This is a genomic window from Pseudomonas sp. BW7P1 (assembly GCF_024981055.1).
Lineage (GTDB): Bacteria > Pseudomonadota > Gammaproteobacteria > Pseudomonadales > Pseudomonadaceae > Aquipseudomonas > Aquipseudomonas bananamidigenes.
Map to the genome: position 1 here is coordinate 5,004,751 of NZ_CP103374.1, position 22,256 is coordinate 5,027,006.

A 22,256-nucleotide genomic window follows, 5' to 3' on the forward strand; every position below is an offset into this window, starting at 1 on the left:
TGACGGTTCACTTTCGACCTTTGACAGCTTTGTTTCTTGTCTATATTTTTTCGAATCTGAATAATACAAGAATCATCGTCATCGCAGCACCCAGCAGTAAACCGGGATCAGGATGGGGATCCTGCCCCGGCGAAGATCGCGCCTTGCCCTGTCGGCAAACGCGCCAGACAACAACAAAAACCGAGGTTTTCAATGACAACTGCGTTACAGCAACCATCGCTCTCGAGCCAGTGCCTGGCCGAGTTTCTGGGTACTGCACTGCTGATCTTTTTCGGTACGGGCTGCGTCGCCGCGCTCAAGGTCGCGGGTGCGAGTTTCGGCCTGTGGGAAATCAGCATCATCTGGGGCGTCGGCGTGAGCATGGCGATCTACCTCACCGCCGGTGTTTCCGGCGCGCACCTGAACCCGGCCGTCAGCATTGCCCTGAGCATTTTTGCCGACTTCGAAAAGCGCAAACTGCCGTTCTACATGCTTTCCCAGGTCGCCGGCGCCTTCTGCGGCGCGCTGTTGGTTTACACGCTGTACAGCAATCTTTTCTTCGATTTCGAACAGACCCACCACATGGTTCGTGGCTCGGCCGCCAGCCTGGAGCTGGCGTCGGTGTTCTCCACCTTCCCGAACCCTGCCCTGTCGACCGCCCAGGCATTCCTGGTCGAGGTGATCATCACTGCGATCCTGATGGGTGTGATCATGTCTCTGACCGACGATAACAACGGCCTGCCGAAAGGTCCGCTGGCGCCGCTGCTGATTGGTCTGCTGATCGCCGTGATCGGCAGTTCGATGGGCCCGCTGACCGGTTTTGCGATGAACCCGGCCCGTGACTTCGGTCCGAAACTGATGACTTTCTTTGCAGGCTGGGGTGAAATTTCCTTCACCGGCGCCCGTGAAATCCCGTACTTCCTGATTCCGATTTTTGCACCGATTGTCGGTGCCTGCCTCGGCGCTGCCGGGTATCGCGGGCTGATTGCCCGTCACCTGACCGGCGCCACACCTGCTACAAAGGATGCAGTACCGGCCATTGACGGCAAACCAAGAACCTCTTGAAACAGTCGGCGCGGGTTCCTGCCCATATCGAGCCCGCGTCACGGCCCACTCTCCCTTATTTCGTCCAAGGCAATCGACATGACCGACATTCAGAACAAGAACTACATCATTGCCCTCGATCAGGGTACGACCAGTTCCCGCGCAATCATTTTCGACCGCGATGCGAACGTGGTCTGCACCGCACAACGCGAATTCGCCCAGCATTACCCGCAGGCCGGCTGGGTCGAACACGACCCGATGGAAATCTTCGCCACCCAGAGCGCGGTGATGGTCGAAGCCTTGGCCCAGGCCGGTCTGCATCATGATCAGGTGGCCGCCATCGGCATCACCAACCAGCGTGAAACCACCGTGGTCTGGGACAAGACCACCGGCCGCCCGGTCTACAACGCGATCGTCTGGCAATGCCGCCGCAGCACCGAGATCTGCCAGCAGCTCAAGCGCGACGGGCATGAAGACTACATCCGCGACAACACCGGCCTGGTCACCGACCCGTACTTCTCCGGCACCAAACTGAAGTGGATTCTCGACAACGTCGAAGGCAGCCGTGAACGCGCCCGCAACGGCGAGCTGCTGTTCGGCACCGTCGACAGCTGGCTGATCTGGAAATTCACCGGCGGCAAGGTGCACGTCACCGACTACACCAACGCCTCGCGCACCATGCTCTTCAACATCCATACGCTCGAGTGGGATTCGAAGATGCTGGAGATCCTCGACATTCCTCGCGAAATGCTGCCGGAAGTCAAAGCCTCCTCGGAAATCTACGGTCGCACCAAGAGCGGCATCGCCATCGGCGGTATCGCCGGTGACCAGCAGGCTGCATTGTTCGGCCAGATGTGCGTGGAGCCGGGTCAGGCGAAAAACACCTACGGCACCGGTTGCTTCCTGCTGATGAACACCGGCGACAAAGCGGTGAAATCACAACACGGCATGCTCACCACCATCGCCTGCGGCCCGCGCGGCGAAGTGGCCTACGCGCTCGAAGGTGCGGTATTCAACGGTGGTTCGACCGTGCAGTGGCTGCGTGATGAACTGAAAATCGTCAACGACGCCCACGACACCGAATACTTCGCCAATAAGGTGAAGGACAGCAACGGCGTCTATCTGGTGCCGGCCTTCACCGGTCTGGGCGCCCCCTACTGGGACCCGTATGCCCGTGGCGCACTGTTCGGCCTGACTCGCGGCGTGCGTGTGGATCACATCATTCGCGCAGCCCTGGAATCGATCGCCTACCAGACCCGCGATGTCCTCGACGCCATGCAACAGGACTCCGGCGAACGCCTCAAAGCCCTGCGCGTGGACGGTGGTGCGGTGGCGAACAACTTCCTCATGCAGTTCCAGGCCGACATCCTCGGCACGCAGGTCGAGCGTCCGCAAATGCGCGAAACCACCGCATTGGGCGCTGCCTATCTGGCCGGCCTGGCGTGCGGTTTCTGGGGCAGCCTGGAAGAGCTGCGCGGCAAGGCAGTGATCGAGCGCGAATTCGCACCGAGCCTGGACGAAGCGGCGAAAGAGAAACTGTACAAGGGCTGGAAAAAAGCCGTCAGCCGTACCCGTGACTGGGAACGTGAGGACGCTGAATAAGCCAGTCTGAGGACTGGTAACGGCATGTAACTGGTCGGGAGCGGATTCCTGCGGCATCATGGGCAAATTTTGCACGGCAGCCCAAAGGAAGCCCCATGAATCTGCCTCCCCGTCAGCAGCAAATCCTCGAGCTGGTCCGCGAACGCGGCTATGTGAGCATCGAGGAAATGGCCACGTTGTTCGTTGTTACCCCGCAGACCATCCGCCGCGACATCAATCAGCTCGCGGAAGCCAATCTGCTGCGTCGCTACCATGGTGGCGCCGCCTATGATTCCAGCGTCGAGAATACCGCCTACGCGATGCGCGCCGATCAGATGCGTGATGAGAAGCAACGTATCGGTGAAGCCGTCGCCGCACAGATTCCCGATCACGCCTCGCTGTTCATCAACATCGGCACCACCACCGAATCCATTGCCCGCGCCCTGCTCAACCATAGCCATCTGAAAATCATCACCAACAACCTGCACGTCGCCTCGATGCTCAGCGCCAAGGATGATTTCGATGTGCTGCTGACGGGCGGCAACGTACGTCGCGACGGTGGCGTGGTAGGTCAGGCGAGCGTGGACTTCATCAATCAGTTCAAGGTGGATTTCGCGCTGGTGGGCATCAGCGGCATCGACGAAGACGGCAGCCTGCTCGACTTCGATTACCAGGAAGTGCGGGTATCCCAGGCGATCATTGCCAATGCGCGACAGGTGATCCTGGCAGCGGACTCCAGCAAGTTCGGGCGGAACGCGATGATCCGTCTCGGCCCGATCAGCCTGATCGATTGCCTGGTCACCGATCAGCAACCGGTACCGGCCCTGGCGCAACTGCTGAGTCAGCACAAGATTCGTCTGGAAGTCGTTTAACTCCTTACATCCTCAGCGCCTGTACTGGTGCCTTCGTCGGATCGCCGCCCGGAGCAAGCCCACTCCCACAGTGTCTGTTGCGTTCATCAGCTCTGTGAACAACGAAAGTCCTGTGGGAGCGGGCTTGCCCCGGGCGGCGATCCGACGAAAGCGATCTCACAAGCGCCCCTTTCCGCGCCCTGACGCGCATTTCATGTTCGAATATTTTCCTTTCGCCGCCCTTCGATGAGTTTTTTCAATCGAAGTCGGCTGGCTGTGCGCCTCTTAATGGGCTACCATTTTCGTAAATGAACATTCATGTTCGATTTCCAAGACATAAAACCAAAAGAACCCGAGGCCAGCCGATGTCCACCTCTACCTTGCGTACGCCCCCCATCTCCGAGATCTACGACCTCGCCGTTATCGGCGGCGGGATCAATGGCGTGGGGATCGCAGCGGATGCCGCCGGTCGCGGTCTCTCGGTGTTCCTTTGCGAAAAGGACGATCTGGCCAGCCACACCTCGTCCGCCAGCAGCAAGCTGATCCATGGCGGCTTGCGCTACCTCGAACATTACGAATTCCGCCTGGTGCGTGAAGCCCTGGCCGAGCGTGAAGTGTTGCTGGCCAAGGCCCCGCATATCGTCAAGCCAATGCGTTTCGTGCTGCCGCACCGTCCGCATCTGCGTCCGGCATGGATGATCCGTGCCGGCCTGTTCCTGTATGACAACCTCGGCAAGCGCGAAAAACTCGCCGGTTCGAAAAGCCTGAAGTTCGGCGCCGACAGCGCGCTGAAAAGCGAAATCAGCAAAGGCTTCGAATACTCCGACTGCTGGGTCGACGACGCCCGCCTCGTCGTATTGAACGCCATGGCTGCCCGCGAGAAAGGCGCGCACATCCATACCCAGACCCGTTGCGTCAGCGCCCGTCGCGCCAAGGGCCTGTGGCACCTGAACCTGGAACGCGCCGACGGCAGCCTGTTTTCGATCACCGCCAAAGCGCTGGTGAACGCCGCCGGCCCGTGGGTCGCCAAGTTCATACGCGACGACCTGAAGATGGAGTCGCCGTACGGCATCCGCCTGATCCAGGGCAGCCACATCATCGTGCCGAAGCTGTACGAAGGCGATCACGCGCACATTCTGCAAAACGAAGATCAGCGCATCGTTTTCACCATTCCGTACCTGAACAACCTGACGCTGATCGGCACCACCGACCGCGAATACACCGGCGACCCGGCCAAAGTGGCGATCACCGACGGCGAAACCGATTACCTGCTCAAAGTGGTCAACGCTCACTTCAAGAAGCAGATCAGCCGTGAGGACATCCTGCACACCTACTCGGGCGTACGCCCGCTGTGCAACGACGAATCCGACAACCCGTCGGCCGTGACCCGCGACTACACCCTGGCGTTGTCCGGCAGCACCGAAGAAGCGCCGCTGCTGTCGGTGTTCGGCGGCAAGCTGACCACCTACCGCAAACTGGCCGAATCGGCGATGGCGCAATTGATGCCGTTCTTCACACAGATGCGCCCGAGCTGGACGGCCACCGCCACCCTGCCCGGCGGTGAAGACATGACCACGCCGCAGGCCCTGAGTGCGCTGATCCGCGACAAGTTCGACTTCGTTCCAAGCGAAATTGCCCGCCGCTGGGCCACCACCTACGGGAGCCGTACCTGGCGCATGCTCGAAGGCGTGGACACCCTCGCCGACATGGGCGAACACATCGGCGGTGGTCTCTACACCCGTGAAGTCGATTACCTGTGCGCCGAAGAATGGGCAACCACAGCCCATGACATCCTGTGGCGCCGCAGCAAACTGGGCCTGTTCACCACCCCGGCCGAGCAGGAAAAACTGGCGGCCTACCTGAACCAGGTCGAGCAGAACCGCAACAAGATCGAAGCGGCCTGATCTTCAGGCCACTCAAACGAAAGCCCCTGAATCGCGAGATTCAGGGGCTTTTGCGTTACTGCGCCAGGTGCAGCAGGAGGAAATCGATGAACGCCCGGGATTTGTGTGGCAGATGCGCGGTGTTAGGGAAAACGACGTTGATCGACTGCGAAGGCAACGCATACGCCGGCAACAGGCGAACCAGGCGTCCGCTGGCGATATCATCCTCGACCACCCAGCCCGGCAGCACCGAGACGCCGAGTGACGACAAGGTCATCGAACGAATCGCCGTCGAGGAATTGGATTCGAAATGGCTGGTGCCATTGACCTCCACCGCACACCCCTGATCATCGCGCAAAACCCATTGCGTAGGCGCCTGCAGATTGCTGTTGGCAATCCAGGGCACACCGTTCAGATCCTGCGGCTGCGCCACCGGGTAACGTTCGAGAAATGCCGGAGTCGCCACCAGCACGATCTGATAATCCGCCAGCTTGCGACTCTTGAAGGCCGAATCCGCCAGATTGCCAAGACGCACGACCAGATCCAGTTTTTCCGCCACCAGATCATTCAACGAAGAGTTGAAGTTGTAGCTCAGGCGAATTTCCGGATAACGCTCGCTGAATAACGGGATCAACGGAAGAATGAACTTCTCGCCATATTCACTGGTTGAACTGATTCGTAACTTTCCGGAAACCCGGTTATTACCCTTGAGCACATTATCAAAGGCATTATCGATATCGGCGACAATGCCCTTGAACTCTTCATAAAAGTCCTGACCTATTTCAGTCAGCGATATGTTTCGGGTGTTGCGGATCAGCAGCGTCGCCGAAAGAACTTCTTCCAGTGCCTTGACATGCAGGCTGGCCATGGCTTTGCTGATACTCAGATAGTTCGCGGCCTTGGTGTAAGAACCGAAATCGACTACGGCAAGAAATGTCTGAACCCGATTCAGATGAGCATGCATGGCGGTAGCGTTCACTGTTTAATTCCTTCAAACATTGTTTCAAGGATAGTCGTATCGACACTCCAAGTCCATCGCCCCTATGCTTTGCGACAAAGAGGAAACAACAATGAACTATCGCTACAAGATCGCGCTGATCTTTCTGATCGGCTTTTTTATTGACTGCATAAACATATTCATGTCTGCCGTGGCATTGCCAAGTATCTCGGCAACATTGCAAGTAAGCAGTTCTTCGGTGGCCTGGGTGGCCAATGCCTACATCCTCGGTCTGACGCTGATCATTCCTGTCAGCACCTGGCTGGCCGGGCGCTTCGGCAGCCGCGAGATTCTCACCGCCTCGATGCTGGTGTTTACCGGGTCCGTGTGGATGTGCGGCCTGGCCGACAGCTTCCATGAATTGGTGATCTGGCGCTTCGTCCAGGGCATCGGTGGCGGGTTGCTGATTCCGGTGGGCCAGGCGTTGACCTTCAACCTGTTCCAGGGTGAGCAACGGGCGAAAATCTCCACGCTGGTGATGGCCGTGGCCCTGATCGCCCCGGCGATTTCGCCGACCGTCGGCGGCATCATCGTCGACAGCAGTTCGTGGCGCTGGGTGTTCTACAGCAACATTCCGTTTTCGCTGATCGCCGCAGCACTGTCGTGGTTCTGGATCCGCGAAGCGCGCCCCACCAGCCTGCCACGCCCGGACATCCTCGGTTTGCTATTGGTCAGCGCCGCCCTGGGCAGCTTGCTGATGGGCATGTCGCTGTACGGCGGCGACTATCCTGCCATCGAAGCCATTGCCTGTGTCGCGGCAGGCCTGATGTTCGTGGCGCTGTACCTGCTGCACTACCGTCGCAAAAGCGACGCGATCATTGACCTGAGCCTGCTCAGGAGCAAAAAGCTCAGTACCTCGATCTTCATCTATTACGCAATTCCCGGCGTGTTCACCGGGGTCAACCTGATGAGCATCTTCTTTCTGCAGAACACCCTGCACTTCAGCGCACGCCTGACCGGCATGTTCATGATCCTCTACGCCATCGGCGCATTCATCGCGATGCTGCTCTGTGGCCGGGTCTACAACAGAATCGGCGCCCGACGCCTGTTCACCCTCGGCATGCTGCTGCACAGCGCCGGCATCGCCACCCTGATGCTGGTGAATGCACCGACCGATATCGAGGTCATCGTGATCGCCTACAGCCTGATGGGCATCGGCGGCGGGATCGGCGCCAACACCGCGCAAACCACCTCGCTGATGGACTTCAAGGGCGGCGAGACGCACAAGGCCAGCGTGATCTGGAACATCAACCGGCAGATGTCGTTCAGCGTCGGCGCGGCCCTGTTTCTGATGATCTACAACCTGCTGCTCAAACAATTCGACTCGACCCCGGCCTACCACGCCACGTTCGCGATTGCCGCGCTGGTCGGACTGTTCCCGCTGTTTCAAATGAGTCAACTGAACCCTCCAAAGGAATGCCATGAACAACAACCCGGTTGAACAAGCACGCCACAGCATCCACCACGTGCATGAGCTGATTCATCGCGTCTTCACCAATGCCGACGGCGCCGGCGAAGCCGCCATCGCGCCGCTGATGGATGTCTTCAGCGAAGACTTCAGCATGGTCACCACCTCGGCCGCCGTGGTCGGTCGGGCCCAGGTCGAGCAACTGTTCAAAGGGGCGGTCGGTGCCCGACCAGGCCTTGAGATCGATATCAGCGACCTGCACACGATCTGGCACGAAGGCCCGACCGTCGCCCTGCGCTACAAGGAAACCCATCGCCAGAACCAGCGCGAGACTTCGCGCATTTCCGTGGCGATCCTGCGCGTGCATCAGCACAGCACCCGTTGGCTGTACCTGCACGAAACGCCGCTGCCCCAGGAAAACCCGGCATGAATTACACCGTTACCCATTGCCGGATGCTGTCGGCATCGATCAAGGAAATCACCGTCAGCGGCGCCCCCGCCGCTACGGAATCTGCCCACGCCGGAGCGCACTTCAAATGGCTGATAGCGCCTTCGGGCGAATGGCGTCATTACTCCACCGTAGAGCTGGGCGACTGCGCCGAAGGTCAATTCACCTTCGCCATCCGTCTCAGTGACGAATCCGCCAGCAGCCAGTACCTGCACTCGCTGGCGGTCGGGGATCAGGTGCAGCTTGAAGGCCCGTTCAACACCTTCAACTACCCGCTCGACAGCCGCTCCGGCCGCGACATCGCCATCGCTGGCGGCATCGGCATCACCCCGTTGACCGGCATCCTGCGCCATCTGACAGCGCTGGAGCGTTCGCCACACCTGCATTACTTCGCCCGCAGCGCTGACGATGCGGCCTATGCCGAAGCGCTGCGCGCACTGCTGCAGGAACGGATGAGCCTGCACCTGTCCGGTCAACGCCCGACGATTCACCAGGTGCTCGCCGACCTGAGCCCCGAAGACCGGCTCTACGTCTGCGGCCCGGCAGCGATGCTCAACGACATCCTGAGCCATGCCGAATCCGCCGGACTGCCCCGCGATCGCATCCATCTGGAAGTGTTCAACGTCGCCACGGACGAAAGCGCCAAAGGCTTCACGGTCGAGGCGGCGGATTCCGGCGTGAGCATCGAGGTCGGCCCCGACCAGAGCTTGCTCGAAGCCCTCGAAGCCGCCGGCCTCGACCCGATCTCCGATTGTCGTCGCGGCGAGTGCGGTGTCTGCGCGCTGGACGTGCTGGAAGGCGACGTCGAGCACCGGGACTTCATCATGAGCGAACAAGAAGCGGCCTGCAGCGCACGGATCTATCCCTGCGTTTCCCGGGCGAAAAGCCAGCGCCTGAAACTGGCGATCTGAAGAGGACTCCCCGTTGGACAACTATTTCAATGGCAGAGAAGTGCACAAGTCTCTGTTCCTTGATCAACAACTGTTCGAACAGGAGCAACAGCGTGTCTTTGCCGCCAGCTGGTGCTACCTGGGCCACGACAGCCTGATCCCCGAGACCGGCGACTATTTCACCGCGACCCTCGCCGGCCGACCGCTGGCAATGGTGCGTCAGAAGAACGGTGACATCGTGGTGCTGCACAACCGCTGCCCGCACAAAGGTGTGAAAGTGCTGGCCGAAGCGCGTGGCAATGTGGGCCGCTTCATGCGTTGCCCCTATCACGCCTGGACGTTCAAGACCGACGGCGAGCTGCTGAGCATCCCGGTGAAAAAGGAATACGACGACTGCGACCTGAGCAGTTGCTCGGCCCACAAGGGCATGCAACCTGTCGCGGCGGTGCGCAACTATCGCGGCTTCGTGTTCGTACGCCTGAGTGAAACCGGTATGGGCTTCGACGAGTTTTTCGGCGAGTCGCTGTCGACGCTGGACAACATGGTCATGCGCTCTCCGCAAGGTCAGCTGCGTGTGGTCGGTCAACCGCTGCTGCACAGGCATCGCTGCAACTGGAAGATGGTGGTCGACAACCAGACCGACACCTGCCACCCGATGATCGCCCACGAATCCTCGGCGGGCGAAGCCATCCGCCTGTGGAAGGAAACCGGCGACCAGAGCCGGCCTGCGCCGATGGCCGTGGAGTTGTTCTCGCCGTTCATGGGCTCGTACGAATTCTTCGCCGGCATGGGCATCCGCGTCTGGCCCAACGGCCATGGACACACCGGGGTCAGCAACTCGATCCACAAGGCCTACACGAGCATTCCCGGTTATTGGGAACTGATGGTGGAAAGCTACGGCGAAGACCAGGCCCGGGCCATTCTCGACGACACCCGTCACAACACCGTGTATTTCCCCAACCTGATGGTCAAGGGCCCGATCCAGACCCTGCGGGTGATCCGCCCGGTGAGCGCGCAGGAAACCGTCGTCGAGTCATGGATCTTCGAGCTGCAAGGTGCTCCGGTACAGTTGCTGGAGCGGACCGTGCAGTACAACAACCTGATCAACTCGCCGTGCTCGATGGTCGCCCATGACGACGTGGAGATGTACGAGCGGGCCACGGAAGGTCTGCACAGCGATGCCAACGAATGGGTCAACGTCGCTCGCCTGTTCGAACCGGGCGAGACCCACGACCAGACGCGCGTGGTGTCCGGCACCAGTGAACTGGCGATGCGCAACTTCTACGACACTTGGCAAAACCTGATGCGGAACGACCATGCACCACGATCAAACTGAACGGGCCATCGAGCGTTTGCTCGAGACCGAAATGCACCTGCTCGACCAACAGGACTTTGAAGCCTGGCAACAATTGCTGAGCGACGACTACACCTACTGGATTCCGATGACCCGCGATCAACGCAGCCCGCTGCACGAGTCCTCGCTGGTGTATGAAGACCGCTTTCTGACCACCCTGCGTATCAACCGTCTGGACAATGCCCGCAACTTTTCCCAGCAGCCGAAAAGCCGCTGCCTGCACATTGCCCAGCGACCACGGATCACGATTGAAGAGCCGTCGTACAGCGCCGTCGCCAGCAGCAACCTGCTGTATTGCGAAGCCCGTGGCGACCGCGAATGGCATTACCCGGCCACCGTCGAACATCGTCTGATCAACCTCGACGGCGAGTGGAAAATCCAGGGCAAGAAAATCCTCTTGCTCAATCCCGACCGCGCGCTCGAAAGCCTGCAGCTCATCATCTGACCGACCGAGAATTACCCCTGTGAACTCCATGAACAATCCTGCCAGCCAGGCTACCGCGTGCCTGTCTTTCCCCTATGTCGACCTGCTTTACGATTACGGTCAGTTCCTGCGCAACGCCGACCAGGCCATCGGCTGCCTGCCGGCGCACACCGCGGAAAAACACATCGGCATCGTCGGCGCCGGCCTGACCGGGCTGGTAGCGGCCTATGAACTGCTGCGTGCCGGTGCCCGTCGCGTGACCCTGTTCGAGGCCGAGGAAAGCCATATCGGCGGCCGTTTGCTGACCCAGTGCTTCGATGCAGAACAACCGCAGTTCATCGCGGAAATGGGCGCCATGCGCTTTCCGCCGAGCGAGGTCGGGCTGTTCCATTACCTGAACAAATTCGGCATCCAGACCACCGAAGCCTTTCCCGATCCGGGGGTGGTCGATACCGAACTGCATTACCGTGGCGAGACCCACCACTGGCCCGCGATGCAGCCGCCGCCGGCATTGTTCAGTACCGTGCACCAGGGCTGGAATGCCTTTTTGCGCGAAGGCGCCGTGCTGGACGACGGCACCCACCTTGCCCCGCCGCTGCTGCTGACCGATTTGCTCAAACAACACAACTTCCGTGAAGTGCAGCCGGAATGGCAACGCTATCTGGACTGCTTCGGCGACAGCTCGTTCTACTCGGCCATGGTGCGCATCTTCACCAGCCAGAACCCGCCGGGCGGCAAGGCCTGGCGCAAACCGGAAGACTTCCACCTGTTCGGCTCGCTGGGCATCGGCTCCGGTGGTTTCCAGTCGGTCTATCGCGCCTCGTTCACCGAAATCCTGCGGCTGGTGGTCAACGCACTGGAGGTCAATCAGCGACTGGTACCGAACGGTATTTCTTCGCTGGCAGAACTGATCGCCGACACACGCTTCAACGGCATGCAGCTGCGCGACATGATTTGCCGCACGCGCATCGAATCGATCAACAAGGGCGCCGACGGGCAAATCCTGCTGGCCGGCAGCAACGGCGAAACCTATGCCTGCGACCGGGTGATCACCACCACGACGACCCGCGCCTTGCAGGTCAATCTCAAGCTCACGCAGAACCAGGCATTCGTGAACCGTGACGTGGCCCGGGCGATCAACGAAACCCACATGGTCGGCTCGTCCAAGCTGTTCATCCTGACCAAAGACAAGTTCTGGCTCAAACACGGCCTGGCGCAGAACATCCAGACCGACACTCTGGTCAAGGGCGTGTACTGCCTGGATTACGCTCCGCAGGATCCGGACTCGTGGGGCGTGGTGCTGATCAGTTACACCTGGGAAGACGACTCGCACAAGATGGTCTCCATGACCGACAAGGTACAGCGTTGCCTGCGGCTGGTGGATGAACTGGCGATGAGTGCCCCGGAATTCGCCCGTCACCTGGTTCCGCTCGACGGCGACTATCAGCGCTACGTGCTCGAATACGACTGGCTGACCGACAAGCACGCCCTCGGCGCCTTCAAGCTGAATTTCCCCGGCGACGACATCTATTCCGAACGGCTGTTCTATCAGTTCCGCACCGCCCTCGACCCGCGCCAGGACACCGGGCTTTATCTGGCCGGCTGCGGCGCATCGTTCACCGGCGGCTGGGCCGAAGGCTCGATCCAGACGGCCCTGAACGCAGCATGTTCGGTCATCAGCAGCCTGGGTGGCGATCTGATCGACGGCAATCCGCTCGACGGTCTGGTCCCGCAATACCGCTACTGCTGATGGCGCCCTCCTCTTTTCGCCGAGACCTTCCATGTACAGTCAGTTATCCATCGAACAGCTCGTCAACGGATTGCGCCGTGGCGAGCTCTGCCTCGACACCTGGCAGCAAGCCCTGCGCGAGCGCCACGAAAAAACGCAACATCTGAACAGTTTCATCACCTTCGATCCGACGGCGCTGGGCCATGCCCCGGAGGCTGATCGCCTGGCGCCGCTTTACGGGCTGCCGGTGTCCTTCAAGGACAACATCAATGTCCGCGGCATGCCGACCACCGCCGGCACGCCCGGCCTGGCCGATTACCGGCCGCAGCACGATGCCGGCATCGTGGCGCGCTTCAAGCAATTGGGCGCGCGCGTGGTGGGCAAGAACAACATGCACGAACTGTCGTTCGGCGTGACCTCGGCCAACCATAGCCACGGCAGGGTCATCAACCCGGCGAACGAACGTCACAGCGCCGGGGGCAGCAGCGGTGGCTGTGCCGCCGCCGTCGCCGCCGGGCTGGTACCGTGCGCGGTGGGCACCGACACCGGCGGTTCGGTGCGCATTCCGGCGGCCTTCTGCGGGATCGTCGGCCTGCGCCCGACCACCGGCGAGTATCCGGTCGACGGCATTGTCCCGGTCTCGCAGACCAAGGACACCCCGGGCCTGCTGACACGCACGGTGGAAGACTGTCGGTTCGTTCACGGCCACCTCACCGGCCAGCACGTCACGCCGCTGCGCGAGGATCGACCGCTGCGCATCGGCCTGCCCGAACGCTTCCTCTGGGCCGATCTGGACGACAACGTCAGCCGTGACTGCCGCGCCGCCATCGATGCACTCGCCAGCGCAGGCGTAGAGTTCGTACCGATCAACGACGCGGTGATCGGTGAGATAAACGAATACATCCAGTTTCCGCTGCCGATCTACGAATTCTTCATCGATTTCCCACGCTTCCTGATGAAGGAAGGCCGCGGCGGAGATTTTCTCGACGTCCTGGCGCAAATCGCAGATCCCGGCATCAAGAAAATCCTCACCACGCAACTGGAAAGCCCGGCAATTTCCTACACCGATTATGTGCAGGCATTGATGGGCAAAGTCCGGCTGGAGCAGGAGTACCGGCAGCTGTTCGAGCATCACCGACTGGACTTGATGGCCTACCCGACGGTCAGTTGCAGCGCGCCGCTGCTGACTGATTGCGCGGATGAAAGCCATTTCGAGCGGTTCGTGCGCAATACCGACCCGGCCAGCAATCTCGCAGCGCCGAGCATCACCGTACCGGTGGCGGCACCGGGCGCTCTGCCGGTAGGCCTGTCGTTCGATGCACTGCCGGGGCAGGACCTTTTCCTGTTGCAGGCCGTGAGCCGGCTGTCAGCACCGTTGAACATCCGATGAACGCCGCTCGCCCCGAGAGGGGCGAGCTGGAGCGATCCGTCATAACAATATCTATGCAGGCCCTGCCATGCGTGCCACCTCACTCGATTCACCCGCTTCATCCTCCGTCCTCGAACGGCCGCCCTCGATCCTGGGCGGCGCCATGATCATCGGCGGCACCATCGTTGGCGCGGGAATGTTTTCCCTGCCGGTCATCATGTCCGGGCTGTGGTTCTACGGTTCGGTCGCGGTGCTGGTGTTTGCCTGGCTCTGCACCCTGCATTCGGGCCTGATGATTCTCGAGGCCAACCTCAACTACCACGAAGGGGCGAGTTTCTCGACCATCACTCGTGATCTGCTGGGGCATGCCTGGAGCCGGATCAACGGTCTGAGCATCGTCTTCGTGCTCTATACCCTGACCTACGCCTACATTTCCGCCAGCGGTTCAGTGATCCATCACACCGTGCAGTCCATGGGCATCTCGCTGTCGCCGCGCCTCGGCGGGCTGGGTTTTACCGTGCTGGTGGCGTTCATCGTCTGGCTCAGTACCTCGGCGGTGAGCCGGATGACCACTGTGGTGTTCGGCGCAAAGATTCTGGCGTTTTTCCTGACCTTCGGCGGTCTGCTCGGCCATGTACAACCGGCCACGCTGCTCGACCTGAACGGCGGCGACAGCCGTTACTGGCCCTACCTGCTGGTGACCCTGCCCTTCTGCCTGACCTCGTTCGGTTTCCACGGCAATGTGCCGAGCCTGATGAAACATTTCGGCAAGGACCCTCGGCGCATCCGCGCCTGCCTGCTGGGCGGCACGCTGATTGCGCTGGGCCTGTATCTGGTGTGGATGCTGTGCAGCATGGGCAATATTCCCCGCGAAGCCTTCAAGGACATCGCCCAGCGCGGCGGCAACATTGATGTGCTGATCAGCGCTCTCGGTTCGCGCCTGGACAGCGCCCATGTCGACCTGTTGCTGACCTTCTTCTCAAACTTCGCCGTGGCCTGCTCGTTTCTCGGCGTGACCCTGGGCCTGTTCGATTATCTGGCCGACGTACTCGGCTTCGACGATCAGCCCATGGGCCGCCTGCGAACGGCTGCCGCCACCTTCCTGCCGCCGATGTTCTGCGGGTTTCTCTGGCCGGAAGGCTTCATTCATGCCATCGGCTTCGCCGGGCTGGCCGCAACGCTCTGGGCCGTGATCACCCCGGCGCTGCTGGCCCGGGCCTCGCGCGCACGCTTTGGCAGCCCGCATTACCGCGTCTGGGGCGGCACGCCCATGATTGTTCTGGTGCTGTTTTTCGGAGTGATCTGCGCGGTCTCGCACCTGCTGTTTACCCTGGACCTGCTGCCCGTCTGGCGCTGAGCCGTCAGCATTCGGTTTTCCGAACACGACCTGTCGGTCGGTTCGGATAACCGGATCAAAAACGTCCAAAAAAGCCATCCCAAAACTTTAATCGTCATAGAAATCAACCAGTTAACCTGTCGCAACTGGTCTGGCACGACTCATGCTCTACACTCCTTCGACGAATGCCTGTTGCGCCAGCACAATAGGAGCCGTCAGGCATTCGAAGTACAAAAGGGCCCGCTCAACCGGCTCCATAAAAAAAACAATGTCGAGGAAAATTTGATGCGCATCGTTCCCCATATCCTGGGCGCAGCCATTGCTGCCGCTCTGATCAGCACACCAGTTTTCGCTGCCGAGCTCACCGGCACCCTTAAGAAGATCAACGATTCCGGCACCATCACCCTCGGACATCGTGACAGCTCCATTCCGTTCTCCTACCTCGCCGATGCTTCGGGCAAACCCGTGGGCTACTCCCACGACATTCAGGTCGCTATCGTCGAAGCCCTGAAAAAGGACCTGAACAAGCCCGACCTGAACGTCAAATACAACCTGGTGACCTCGCAGACCCGTATTCCGCTGGTGCAGAACGGCACCGTGGACATCGAGTGCGGTTCCACCACCAACAACGCCGAACGCGCCCAGCAGGTCGCCTTCACCAACAACATCTTCGAAATCGGCACCCGTCTGCTGGTCAAGAAAGACAAGGAAGGCAAGCCTTCCTATGCCGACTTTGCCGATCTGAAAGGCAAGAACGTCGTGACCACCGCCGGCACCACCTCCGAGCGCATCATCAAGGCGATGAACGCCGACAAGCAGATGGGCATGAACGTCATCTCCGCCAAGGACCATGGCGAAGCCTTCAACATGCTGGAGAGCGGCCGCGCCGTCGCCTTCATGATGGACGACGCCCTGCTGGCCGGCGAAAAAGCCAAGGCCAAGAACCCGGACGGCTGGGTCATCACCGGCACTCCACAGTCCTTCGAAGTCTATGCGTGCATGGTCCGCAAGGACGACCCGGCCTTCAAGAAGGCGGTAGACGACGCCATCGTCGCGCTCTACAAGTCCGGCGAGATCAACAAGATCTACAGCAAGTGGTTCGAAAGCCCGATCCCGCCGAAAGGTCTGAACCTGAACTTCTCGATGAGCGACAAGGTTAAAGAGCTGATCGCCAATCCGAGCGACAAGCCTGCACCCGACGTCAAGATCTGATACCTGATCTAACCTTGTTGCCTGAGGGAGCCAACCCTCCCTCGGGCGACAGTCAATACCTGCTGGTTTCAACTGGAACACTCGACCCGGTGGTTTTCGAGCCGATCGCGTGTGCCTGATTTTCACAATCAGGGCGGGAAAGGATCTTCCCCAGGCGGGCACTTGTACATCGATCGAATCGAGGGGAGACCCTAATGAATTACAACTGGGACTGGGGCGTGTTCTTCAAGTCCACCGGTGTGGGCAGCGAGACCTATCTCGACTGGTTCATCTCCGGCCTGGGCTGGACCATCGCCATCGCCATCGTGGCCTGGATCATCGCCCTGATACTCGGCTCGCTGCTGGGCATCATGCGCACCGTGCCGAACCGCATCGTATCGGGCATCGCGACCTGCTACGTCGAACTGTTCCGCAACGTGCCGCTGCTGGTTCAGCTGTTCATCTGGTACTTCCTGGTGCCCGATCTGCTGCCGGAAAACCTGCAGGAGTGGTACAAGCAGGACCTGAACCCGACCACCTCGGCCTACCTGAGCGTTGTCGTCTGTCTGGGCCTGTTCACCGCCGCCCGGGTCTGCGAACAGGTTCGCACCGGTATCCAGGCGCTGCCACGCGGCCAGGAATCCGCCGCCCGCGCCATGGGTTTCAAGCTGCCGCAGATCTACTGGAACGTGCTGCTGCCCCAGGCCTACCGGATCATCATTCCGCCGCTCACCTCGGAATTCCTGAACGTATTCAAGAACTCCTCCGTGGCCTCGCTGATCGGTCTGATGGAACTGCTGGCGCAAACCAAACAGACCGCCGAGTTCTCGGCCAACCTGTTCGAGGCGTTCACCCTGGCGACCCTGATCTATTTCACCCTGAACATGAGCCTGATGCTGCTGATGCGCATGGTCGAGAAGAAAGTCGCCGTGCCCGGCCTGATCTCCGTGGGGGGTAAATGATGGAATTCGATTTCAGTGGCATCGTCCCGGCCATTCCCGGCCTGTGGAACGGCATGCTGATGACCCTCAAGCTGATGGCGCTGGGCGTGGTCGGCGGGATCATCCTCGGCACCCTCCTCGCGTTGTGCCGTCTGTCCCATAACAGACTGCTGTCGAACCTCGCCGGCGCCTACGTCAACTATTTCCGCTCGATCCCGCTGCTGCTGGTGATCACCTGGTTCTACCTGGCGGTGCCGTTCGTGCTGCGCTGGATCACCGGCGAAGACACCCCGATCGGCGCGTTCACCTCGTGCATCGTGGCCTTCATGATGTTCGAAGCGGCGTACTTCTGCGAAATCGTCCGGGCCGGCGTGCAGTCGATCCCCAAAGGCCAGATGGGTGCCGCCCAGGCACTGGGCATGAACTACGGCCAGATGATGCGCCTGATCATCCTGCCCCAGGCGTTCCGCAAGATGACCCCGCTGCTGCTGCAGCAGAGCATCATCCTGTTCCAGGACACGTCGCTGGTCTACACCGTGGGCCTGGTGGACTTCCTCAACGCCTCGCGCGCCAGTGGCGACATCATTGGCCGTTCGAATGAGTTCCTGATCTTCGCAGGTCTCGTGTACTTCATCATCAGCTTTGCCGCCTCGCAGCTGGTCAAGCGTCTGCAAAAAAGGTTCGCCGTATGATCTCTATCAAGAACATCAACAAGTGGTATGGGGACTTCCAGGTGCTGACCAATTGCAGCACCGAGGTCAAGAAAGGTGAGGTGATCGTGGTCTGCGGTCCCTCCGGTTCGGGCAAGTCGACCCTGATCAAGTGCGTCAACGCCCTTGAGCCGTTCCAGAAAGGCGACATCGTGGTCGATGGCACCTCGATTGCCGACCCGAAGACCGACCTGCCGAAACTGCGTTCGCGCGTGGGCATGGTGTTCCAGCATTTCGAACTGTTCCCGCACCTGACCATCACCGAAAACCTGACCATTGCGCAGATCAAGGTGCTGGGCCGCAGCAAGGAAGAAGCGACCAAAAAAGGCCTGCAATTGCTGGAGCGCGTCGGCCTGTCGGCGCATGCCCACAAACACCCGGGCCAGCTGTCCGGCGGCCAGCAGCAGCGTGTGGCCATTGCCCGTGCGCTGGCGATGGACCCGATCGTCATGCTGTTCGACGAGCCGACTTCGGCGCTGGACCCGGAAATGGTCAACGAAGTGCTGGACGTGATGGTGCAACTGGCCCACGAAGGCATGACCATGATGTGCGTGACCCACGAAATGGGCTTTGCCCGCAAGGTGGCGGATCGGGTGATCTTCATGGACAAGGGCCAGATCATCGAAGACTGCAAGAAGGAAGAGTTCTTCGGCGATATCAGCCAACGCTCCGAACGCGCGCAGCATTTCCTCGAGAAAATCCTGCAGCACTAAAACACTGCGATCCCTGTGGGAGCGGGCTTGCCCGCGAAGGGGCCCTGTCAGTTGTCGATGATGTCGACTGACAGACCGCTATCGCTGGCAAGTCCGCTCCCACAGGGGCAGTGGCAGCTTTAAGGTAAGTGTTGTGGTTGACCCAAGGCATCTGTGATGAAATGCGACCCCAATCTCTATCGCGCAACCACGCCATCACTTGCCGTGAAACCCCGTCTGATCCGCCATCTGTTCCTGCCGCCGCTGATCATCGTTTTGATGGTCGGACTGGGTTACGCCGGCTTCTGGGTCAGTGAACACTTCGGCATTCGCAGCCTCAGCGAAAACGGCCAGCGCCAGCTCGAACTCAACGCCCGGGCCGTCGAAAGCGAAATCAGCAAATACACCTACCTGCCCAGCCTGCTGGAACTCGAATCCAGCGTTTCGCAGTTGCTCGACGACCCGACCCCGGAGCACCGGCAAACGGTCAACGATTATCTGGAAGGCCTGAACCGGCGCAGCCGCAGTCGGGCCATTTACGTCATGGACACCACCGGCCGGGTCATGGCCACCAGCAACTGGCGCGATGTCGACAGCTACCTGGGCGAAGACCTGTCGTTCCGTGCCTATTTCCAGAACGCGGTGCGTGGCCAGCCCGGACGCTTCTACGGGATCGGCAGCACCAACGGTGAACCCGGCTATTACCTGGCCCACGGCCTGGAAGAACACGGCAAGATCATCGGCGTCGCGGTGGTCAAGGTGCGCATGGAAGCCATGGAGGAGCGCTGGCAACGGGCACGTCTGGAAGCCTTCGTCAGTGACGAGAACGGCATCATCATTCTCTCCAGCGATCCGGCCCGGCGCCTGAAATCCGTGGTGCCGCTGAGCGACGAGACCAAGGAAAAACTTGCCCGCAGCCTGCAGTATTACTGGTTCCCGCTCAACGAACTGCAACCGCTGGCCCGGGAAACCCTGGCCGAAGGCGTGGAAAAACTCACCTTCCCGGCCAACAGCGAAGTGCTGCCGCAACAGGATCGCGATGAAGAGAACATCAGCTACCTGGCGCAAACCCGGCCATTGAGCGACACCCCGTGGAATTTCACCCTGCTCACGCCGTTGCAGGATCTGCGGCGCGAAGCGATCAATCAGGGGATTCTGGTGGCGGTCGCCTTCGCGCTGGTGGCGTTTCTGCTGATTGCCTGGAACGAGCGGCGCAAGGTCATCGCCACCCGCCTCGCCGCCCGCGAGGCCCTGCAGGAAGCCAACAATCAGCTGGAGCGTCGGATTACCGAACGCACCGCCGACCTGCGCGCCAGCAACGAACGGCTCAAGAGCCAGATCCGTGAACGCCGTCAGGCCGAAGAAACCCTGCGCCGCGCCCAGGACGAACTGGTGCAGGCCGGCAAACTCGCGGCCATCGGCCAGATGTCCACCAGCATCGCCCACGAACTCAACCAGCCGCTGGCGGCGATGCGCACGCTGTCGGGCAACACTGTACGTTTTCTGGAGCGCGGCCAGCTCGACGTCGCCAGCACCAATCTCAGAACCATCAACGACCTGATCGACCGCATGGGCCGGATCACCGCCAGCCTGCGCTCGTTCGCCCGGCGCGGCGACGACAAGGGCCGCGCCAGCCTTGGCAAAGCGGTGGACGCCGCGCTGCAAGTGCTGGGCGCACGGGTCGAACACGCCGCCCTGCAGATTCATCGCCGGTTCGACGACGTCCAGGTGCAAATCGACCAGACACGGCTGGAACAGATTCTGGTCAACCTGATCGGCAACGCCCTCGACGCCATGCAAGCACAACCGTTGCCGGAACTGTGGCTGGAAGGCGAAGCCTTCGACGGCAAATATCGCCTGCGAGTGCGCGACAACGGTCACGGCATCGACGCCGAAGCGCGCAAGCATCTGTTCGAGCCGTTCTTCACCACCAAACCCGGCGAGCAGGGCCTGGGCCTCGGCCTGACCCTCTCCGCCAGTCTGGCGGCCGCCACCGGCGGGCATCTGGGTGTCGAACACCCGGCCGGCGGCGGCACTACTTTCGTCCTCAGTTTACCGTTGGTAAGCCCTGACCCTGCCGAGCCAATATGAACAACGACCTTAGTGTGCTGATCGTCGAAGACGATCCCCATGTGCTGCTCGGCTGCCAGCAGGCACTGGCCCTGGAAGACATCCCCTGCATCGGCGTCGGCAGTGCCGAGGAAGCGCTGGAGCAGGTCGGTGACAACTTCGCCGGCATCGTCATCAGCGACATTCGCCTGCCCGGCATCGATGGCCTGGAACTGCTGACCCGCCTCAAGCAACGGGACCGCAGCCTGCCGGTGGTGCTGATCACCGGTCACGGCGACATCTCCATGGCCGTCGGCGCCATGCAGAAAGGCGCCTACGACTTCATGGAAAAACCGTTCTCCCCGGAACGGCTGGTGGACGTCGCCCGGCGTGCGCTGGAGCAACGCAGCCTGGCCCGCGAAGTCTCGTCCCTGCGTCGGCAACTGGCCGAACGCGATTCCCTTGAAGGACGGATCATCGGGCGCTCGCCGGCCATGCAGAACCTGCGCGAGCTGATCGCCAACGTCGCCGACACCTCGGCCAACGTGCTGATCGAAGGCGAAACCGGCACCGGCAAGGAACTGGTCGCCCGTTGTCTGCACGACTTCAGCCGTCGCCACGGCAAACAGTTTGTCGCCCTGAACTGCGGCGGTCTGCCGGAGAACCTGTTCGAAAGCGAAATCTTCGGCCACGAGGCCAACGCCTTCACCGGCGCCGGCAAGCGGCGCATCGGCAAGATCGAACACGCCGACGGCGGCACGCTGTTCCTCGATGAAGTGGAAAGCATGCCGCTGCCGTTGCAGATCAAACTGCTGCGGGTGTTGCAGGAGCGCACCCTCGAACGCCTCGGCTCGAACCAGAGCGTGGCGGTGGATTGCCGGGTGATCGCGGCGACCAAGTCCGACCTCGACGAATCGAGCAAGGCCGGGGAGTTTCGCAGTGACCTGTATTACCGCCTCAACGTGGTGACCCTGGAACTGCCACCGCTGCGCGAGCGCCGCGAAGACATCCTGCAACTGTTCGAACACTTCACCCAGCAGTCGGCCCTGCGCTTCGATCGCACCTTGCCGGAGCTGGACAACCAGACCCTGTCCAGCCTGATGAGCCACGACTGGCCGGGCAACGTGCGCGAGTTGCGCAACGTCGCCGAGCGCTTCGCCCTCGGTCTGCCGGCGTTCAAGAAGTCCGGTGCCGGCAGCGGCGGGCAGGGTCTGGCATTCGCCGAAGCGGTGGAAGCCTTCGAACGCAACCTGCTCAGCGATGCCCTGCAGCGCAGCGGCGGCAACCTGACCCAGGCCAGTCTGGAGCTGGGCATGGCCAAGACCACGCTGTTCGACAAAGTGAAAAAATACGGCCTGAGCCATTAAGCGAGAACGATGT

19 protein-coding genes are annotated in these 22,256 nt (G+C 60.9%); 18 read left to right on the top strand and 1 reads right to left on the bottom strand.

Annotation, left to right across the window (positions count from 1 at the left end):
• The first annotated feature begins 192 nt into the window (after positions 1-192).
• The 4 genes from NWV16_RS22530 to glpD all read left to right on the top strand — a co-directional run bounded on the left by NWV16_RS22530 (position 193) and on the right by glpD (position 5,359).
• Positions 193-1,044, top strand: a complete 852-nt coding sequence (locus NWV16_RS22530; protein ID WP_260520816.1) for an MIP/aquaporin family protein — start codon at positions 193-195, stop codon at positions 1,042-1,044.
• 78 nt (positions 1,045-1,122) lie between these two features.
• The gene (gene glpK / locus NWV16_RS22535; protein ID WP_065258638.1) at positions 1,123-2,625 is read left to right on the top strand and encodes a glycerol kinase GlpK; all 1,503 of its coding nucleotides are present in this window, start codon (positions 1,123-1,125) and stop codon (positions 2,623-2,625) included.
• Positions 2,626-2,720: 95 nt separating this feature from the next.
• Positions 2,721-3,476, top strand: coding sequence for a DeoR/GlpR family transcriptional regulator (locus tag NWV16_RS22540; protein WP_065258639.1), 756 nt, complete (start codon positions 2,721-2,723; stop codon positions 3,474-3,476).
• A 344-nt stretch (positions 3,477-3,820) separates the two neighbouring features.
• Positions 3,821-5,359, top strand: coding sequence for a glycerol-3-phosphate dehydrogenase (glpD, locus tag NWV16_RS22545; RefSeq protein WP_260520817.1), 1,539 nt, complete (start codon positions 3,821-3,823; stop codon positions 5,357-5,359).
• Between the two features lie 55 nt (positions 5,360-5,414).
• Here glpD and NWV16_RS22550 read toward each other — a convergent pair whose 3' ends face one another.
• Positions 5,415-6,302: a LysR family transcriptional regulator gene (locus NWV16_RS22550; RefSeq protein ID WP_260523571.1), complete on the bottom strand. Its 888-nt coding sequence runs from the start codon at positions 6,300-6,302 to the stop codon at positions 5,415-5,417.
• Positions 6,303-6,408: 106 nt separating this feature from the next.
• On the opposite strand from NWV16_RS22550, the gene NWV16_RS22555 reads away from it, so the two are divergent.
• The 14 genes from NWV16_RS22555 to NWV16_RS22620 all read left to right on the top strand — a co-directional run bounded on the left by NWV16_RS22555 (position 6,409) and on the right by NWV16_RS22620 (position 22,243).
• Positions 6,409-7,776 carry an MFS transporter gene (locus tag NWV16_RS22555; RefSeq protein WP_260520818.1) on the top strand — a complete coding sequence of 456 codons (1,368 nt, stop codon included), beginning with the start codon at positions 6,409-6,411 and terminating at the stop codon, positions 7,774-7,776.
• Complete coding sequence (locus tag NWV16_RS22560; protein ID WP_260520819.1) at positions 7,757-8,173, top strand: DUF4440 domain-containing protein; 417 nt, start codon at positions 7,757-7,759, stop codon at positions 8,171-8,173. The genes NWV16_RS22555 and NWV16_RS22560 overlap by 20 nt, the downstream gene beginning before the upstream one ends.
• Positions 8,170-9,102, top strand: coding sequence for a PDR/VanB family oxidoreductase (locus NWV16_RS22565; RefSeq protein WP_260520820.1), 933 nt, complete (start codon positions 8,170-8,172; stop codon positions 9,100-9,102). Before NWV16_RS22560 ends, NWV16_RS22565 begins: the two co-directional genes overlap by 4 nt.
• A 13-nt stretch (positions 9,103-9,115) precedes the next feature.
• Entirely contained in the window at positions 9,116-10,417 is a 1,302-nt protein-coding gene (locus NWV16_RS22570) for an aromatic ring-hydroxylating dioxygenase subunit alpha (RefSeq protein ID WP_260520821.1), read from the top strand.
• Positions 10,398-10,880, top strand: coding sequence for an aromatic-ring-hydroxylating dioxygenase subunit beta (locus NWV16_RS22575; protein ID WP_260520822.1), 483 nt, complete (start codon positions 10,398-10,400; stop codon positions 10,878-10,880). The genes NWV16_RS22570 and NWV16_RS22575 overlap by 20 nt, the downstream gene beginning before the upstream one ends.
• 28 nt (positions 10,881-10,908) lie before the next feature.
• A complete protein-coding gene (locus NWV16_RS22580; protein WP_260520823.1) occupies positions 10,909-12,609 on the top strand; it encodes an NAD(P)/FAD-dependent oxidoreductase in 1,701 nt (566 codons plus the stop codon).
• 31 nt (positions 12,610-12,640) lie between these two features.
• Entirely contained in the window at positions 12,641-13,978 is a 1,338-nt protein-coding gene (locus NWV16_RS22585; protein ID WP_260520824.1) for an amidase family protein, read from the top strand.
• A gap of 67 nt (positions 13,979-14,045) precedes the next feature.
• Complete coding sequence (gene mtr, locus NWV16_RS22590) at positions 14,046-15,314, top strand: tryptophan permease (RefSeq protein ID WP_260520825.1); 1,269 nt, start codon at positions 14,046-14,048, stop codon at positions 15,312-15,314.
• A 264-nt stretch (positions 15,315-15,578) separates the two neighbouring features.
• Positions 15,579-16,505 (top strand): glutamate/aspartate ABC transporter substrate-binding protein, encoded by a 927-nt coding sequence (locus NWV16_RS22595; protein WP_260520826.1) that lies wholly within the window; start codon positions 15,579-15,581, stop codon positions 16,503-16,505.
• Between the two features lie 194 nt (positions 16,506-16,699).
• Positions 16,700-17,446 (top strand): amino acid ABC transporter permease, encoded by a 747-nt coding sequence (locus tag NWV16_RS22600; protein WP_065258650.1) that lies wholly within the window; start codon positions 16,700-16,702, stop codon positions 17,444-17,446.
• A complete protein-coding gene (locus NWV16_RS22605; RefSeq protein ID WP_065258651.1) occupies positions 17,446-18,117 on the top strand; it encodes an amino acid ABC transporter permease in 672 nt (223 codons plus the stop codon). The genes NWV16_RS22600 and NWV16_RS22605 overlap by 1 nt, the downstream gene beginning before the upstream one ends.
• Entirely contained in the window at positions 18,114-18,848 is a 735-nt protein-coding gene (locus NWV16_RS22610; RefSeq protein WP_065258652.1) for an amino acid ABC transporter ATP-binding protein, read from the top strand. Before NWV16_RS22605 ends, NWV16_RS22610 begins: the two co-directional genes overlap by 4 nt.
• Before the next feature lie 156 nt (positions 18,849-19,004).
• The gene (locus NWV16_RS22615) at positions 19,005-20,918 is read left to right on the top strand and encodes a sensor histidine kinase (RefSeq protein ID WP_260520827.1); all 1,914 of its coding nucleotides are present in this window, start codon (positions 19,005-19,007) and stop codon (positions 20,916-20,918) included.
• Positions 20,915-22,243 (top strand): sigma-54-dependent transcriptional regulator, encoded by a 1,329-nt coding sequence (locus tag NWV16_RS22620; protein WP_065258654.1) that lies wholly within the window; start codon positions 20,915-20,917, stop codon positions 22,241-22,243. Before NWV16_RS22615 ends, NWV16_RS22620 begins: the two co-directional genes overlap by 4 nt.
• The last annotated feature ends 13 nt before the right edge of the window (positions 22,244-22,256 follow it).

What these genes read in the sequence shown, in the direction of transcription:
- NWV16_RS22530 (WP_260520816.1), top strand. Translation starts at nt 193, where the DNA reads ATGACAACTGCGTTACAGCAACCATCGCTCTCGAGCCAGTGCCTGGCC.
- glpK (WP_065258638.1), top strand. Translation starts at nt 1,123, where the DNA reads ATGACCGACATTCAGAACAAGAACTACATCATTGCCCTCGATCAGGGT.
- NWV16_RS22540 (WP_065258639.1), top strand. Translation starts at nt 2,721, where the DNA reads ATGAATCTGCCTCCCCGTCAGCAGCAAATCCTCGAGCTGGTCCGCGAA.
- glpD (WP_260520817.1), top strand. Translation starts at nt 3,821, where the DNA reads ATGTCCACCTCTACCTTGCGTACGCCCCCCATCTCCGAGATCTACGAC.
- NWV16_RS22550 (WP_260523571.1), bottom strand. Translation starts at nt 6,302, where the DNA reads ATGCATGCTCATCTGAATCGGGTTCAGACATTTCTTGCCGTAGTCGAT.
- NWV16_RS22555 (WP_260520818.1), top strand. Translation starts at nt 6,409, where the DNA reads ATGAACTATCGCTACAAGATCGCGCTGATCTTTCTGATCGGCTTTTTT.
- NWV16_RS22560 (WP_260520819.1), top strand. Translation starts at nt 7,757, where the DNA reads ATGAACAACAACCCGGTTGAACAAGCACGCCACAGCATCCACCACGTG.
- NWV16_RS22565 (WP_260520820.1), top strand. Translation starts at nt 8,170, where the DNA reads ATGAATTACACCGTTACCCATTGCCGGATGCTGTCGGCATCGATCAAG.
- NWV16_RS22575 (WP_260520822.1), top strand. Translation starts at nt 10,398, where the DNA reads ATGCACCACGATCAAACTGAACGGGCCATCGAGCGTTTGCTCGAGACC.
- NWV16_RS22580 (WP_260520823.1), top strand. Translation starts at nt 10,909, where the DNA reads ATGAACAATCCTGCCAGCCAGGCTACCGCGTGCCTGTCTTTCCCCTAT.
- NWV16_RS22585 (WP_260520824.1), top strand. Translation starts at nt 12,641, where the DNA reads ATGTACAGTCAGTTATCCATCGAACAGCTCGTCAACGGATTGCGCCGT.
- mtr (WP_260520825.1), top strand. Translation starts at nt 14,046, where the DNA reads ATGCGTGCCACCTCACTCGATTCACCCGCTTCATCCTCCGTCCTCGAA.
- NWV16_RS22595 (WP_260520826.1), top strand. Translation starts at nt 15,579, where the DNA reads ATGCGCATCGTTCCCCATATCCTGGGCGCAGCCATTGCTGCCGCTCTG.
- NWV16_RS22600 (WP_065258650.1), top strand. Translation starts at nt 16,700, where the DNA reads ATGAATTACAACTGGGACTGGGGCGTGTTCTTCAAGTCCACCGGTGTG.
- NWV16_RS22605 (WP_065258651.1), top strand. Translation starts at nt 17,446, where the DNA reads ATGGAATTCGATTTCAGTGGCATCGTCCCGGCCATTCCCGGCCTGTGG.
- NWV16_RS22610 (WP_065258652.1), top strand. Translation starts at nt 18,114, where the DNA reads ATGATCTCTATCAAGAACATCAACAAGTGGTATGGGGACTTCCAGGTG.
- NWV16_RS22615 (WP_260520827.1), top strand. Translation starts at nt 19,005, where the DNA reads ATGAAATGCGACCCCAATCTCTATCGCGCAACCACGCCATCACTTGCC.
- NWV16_RS22620 (WP_065258654.1), top strand. Translation starts at nt 20,915, where the DNA reads ATGAACAACGACCTTAGTGTGCTGATCGTCGAAGACGATCCCCATGTG.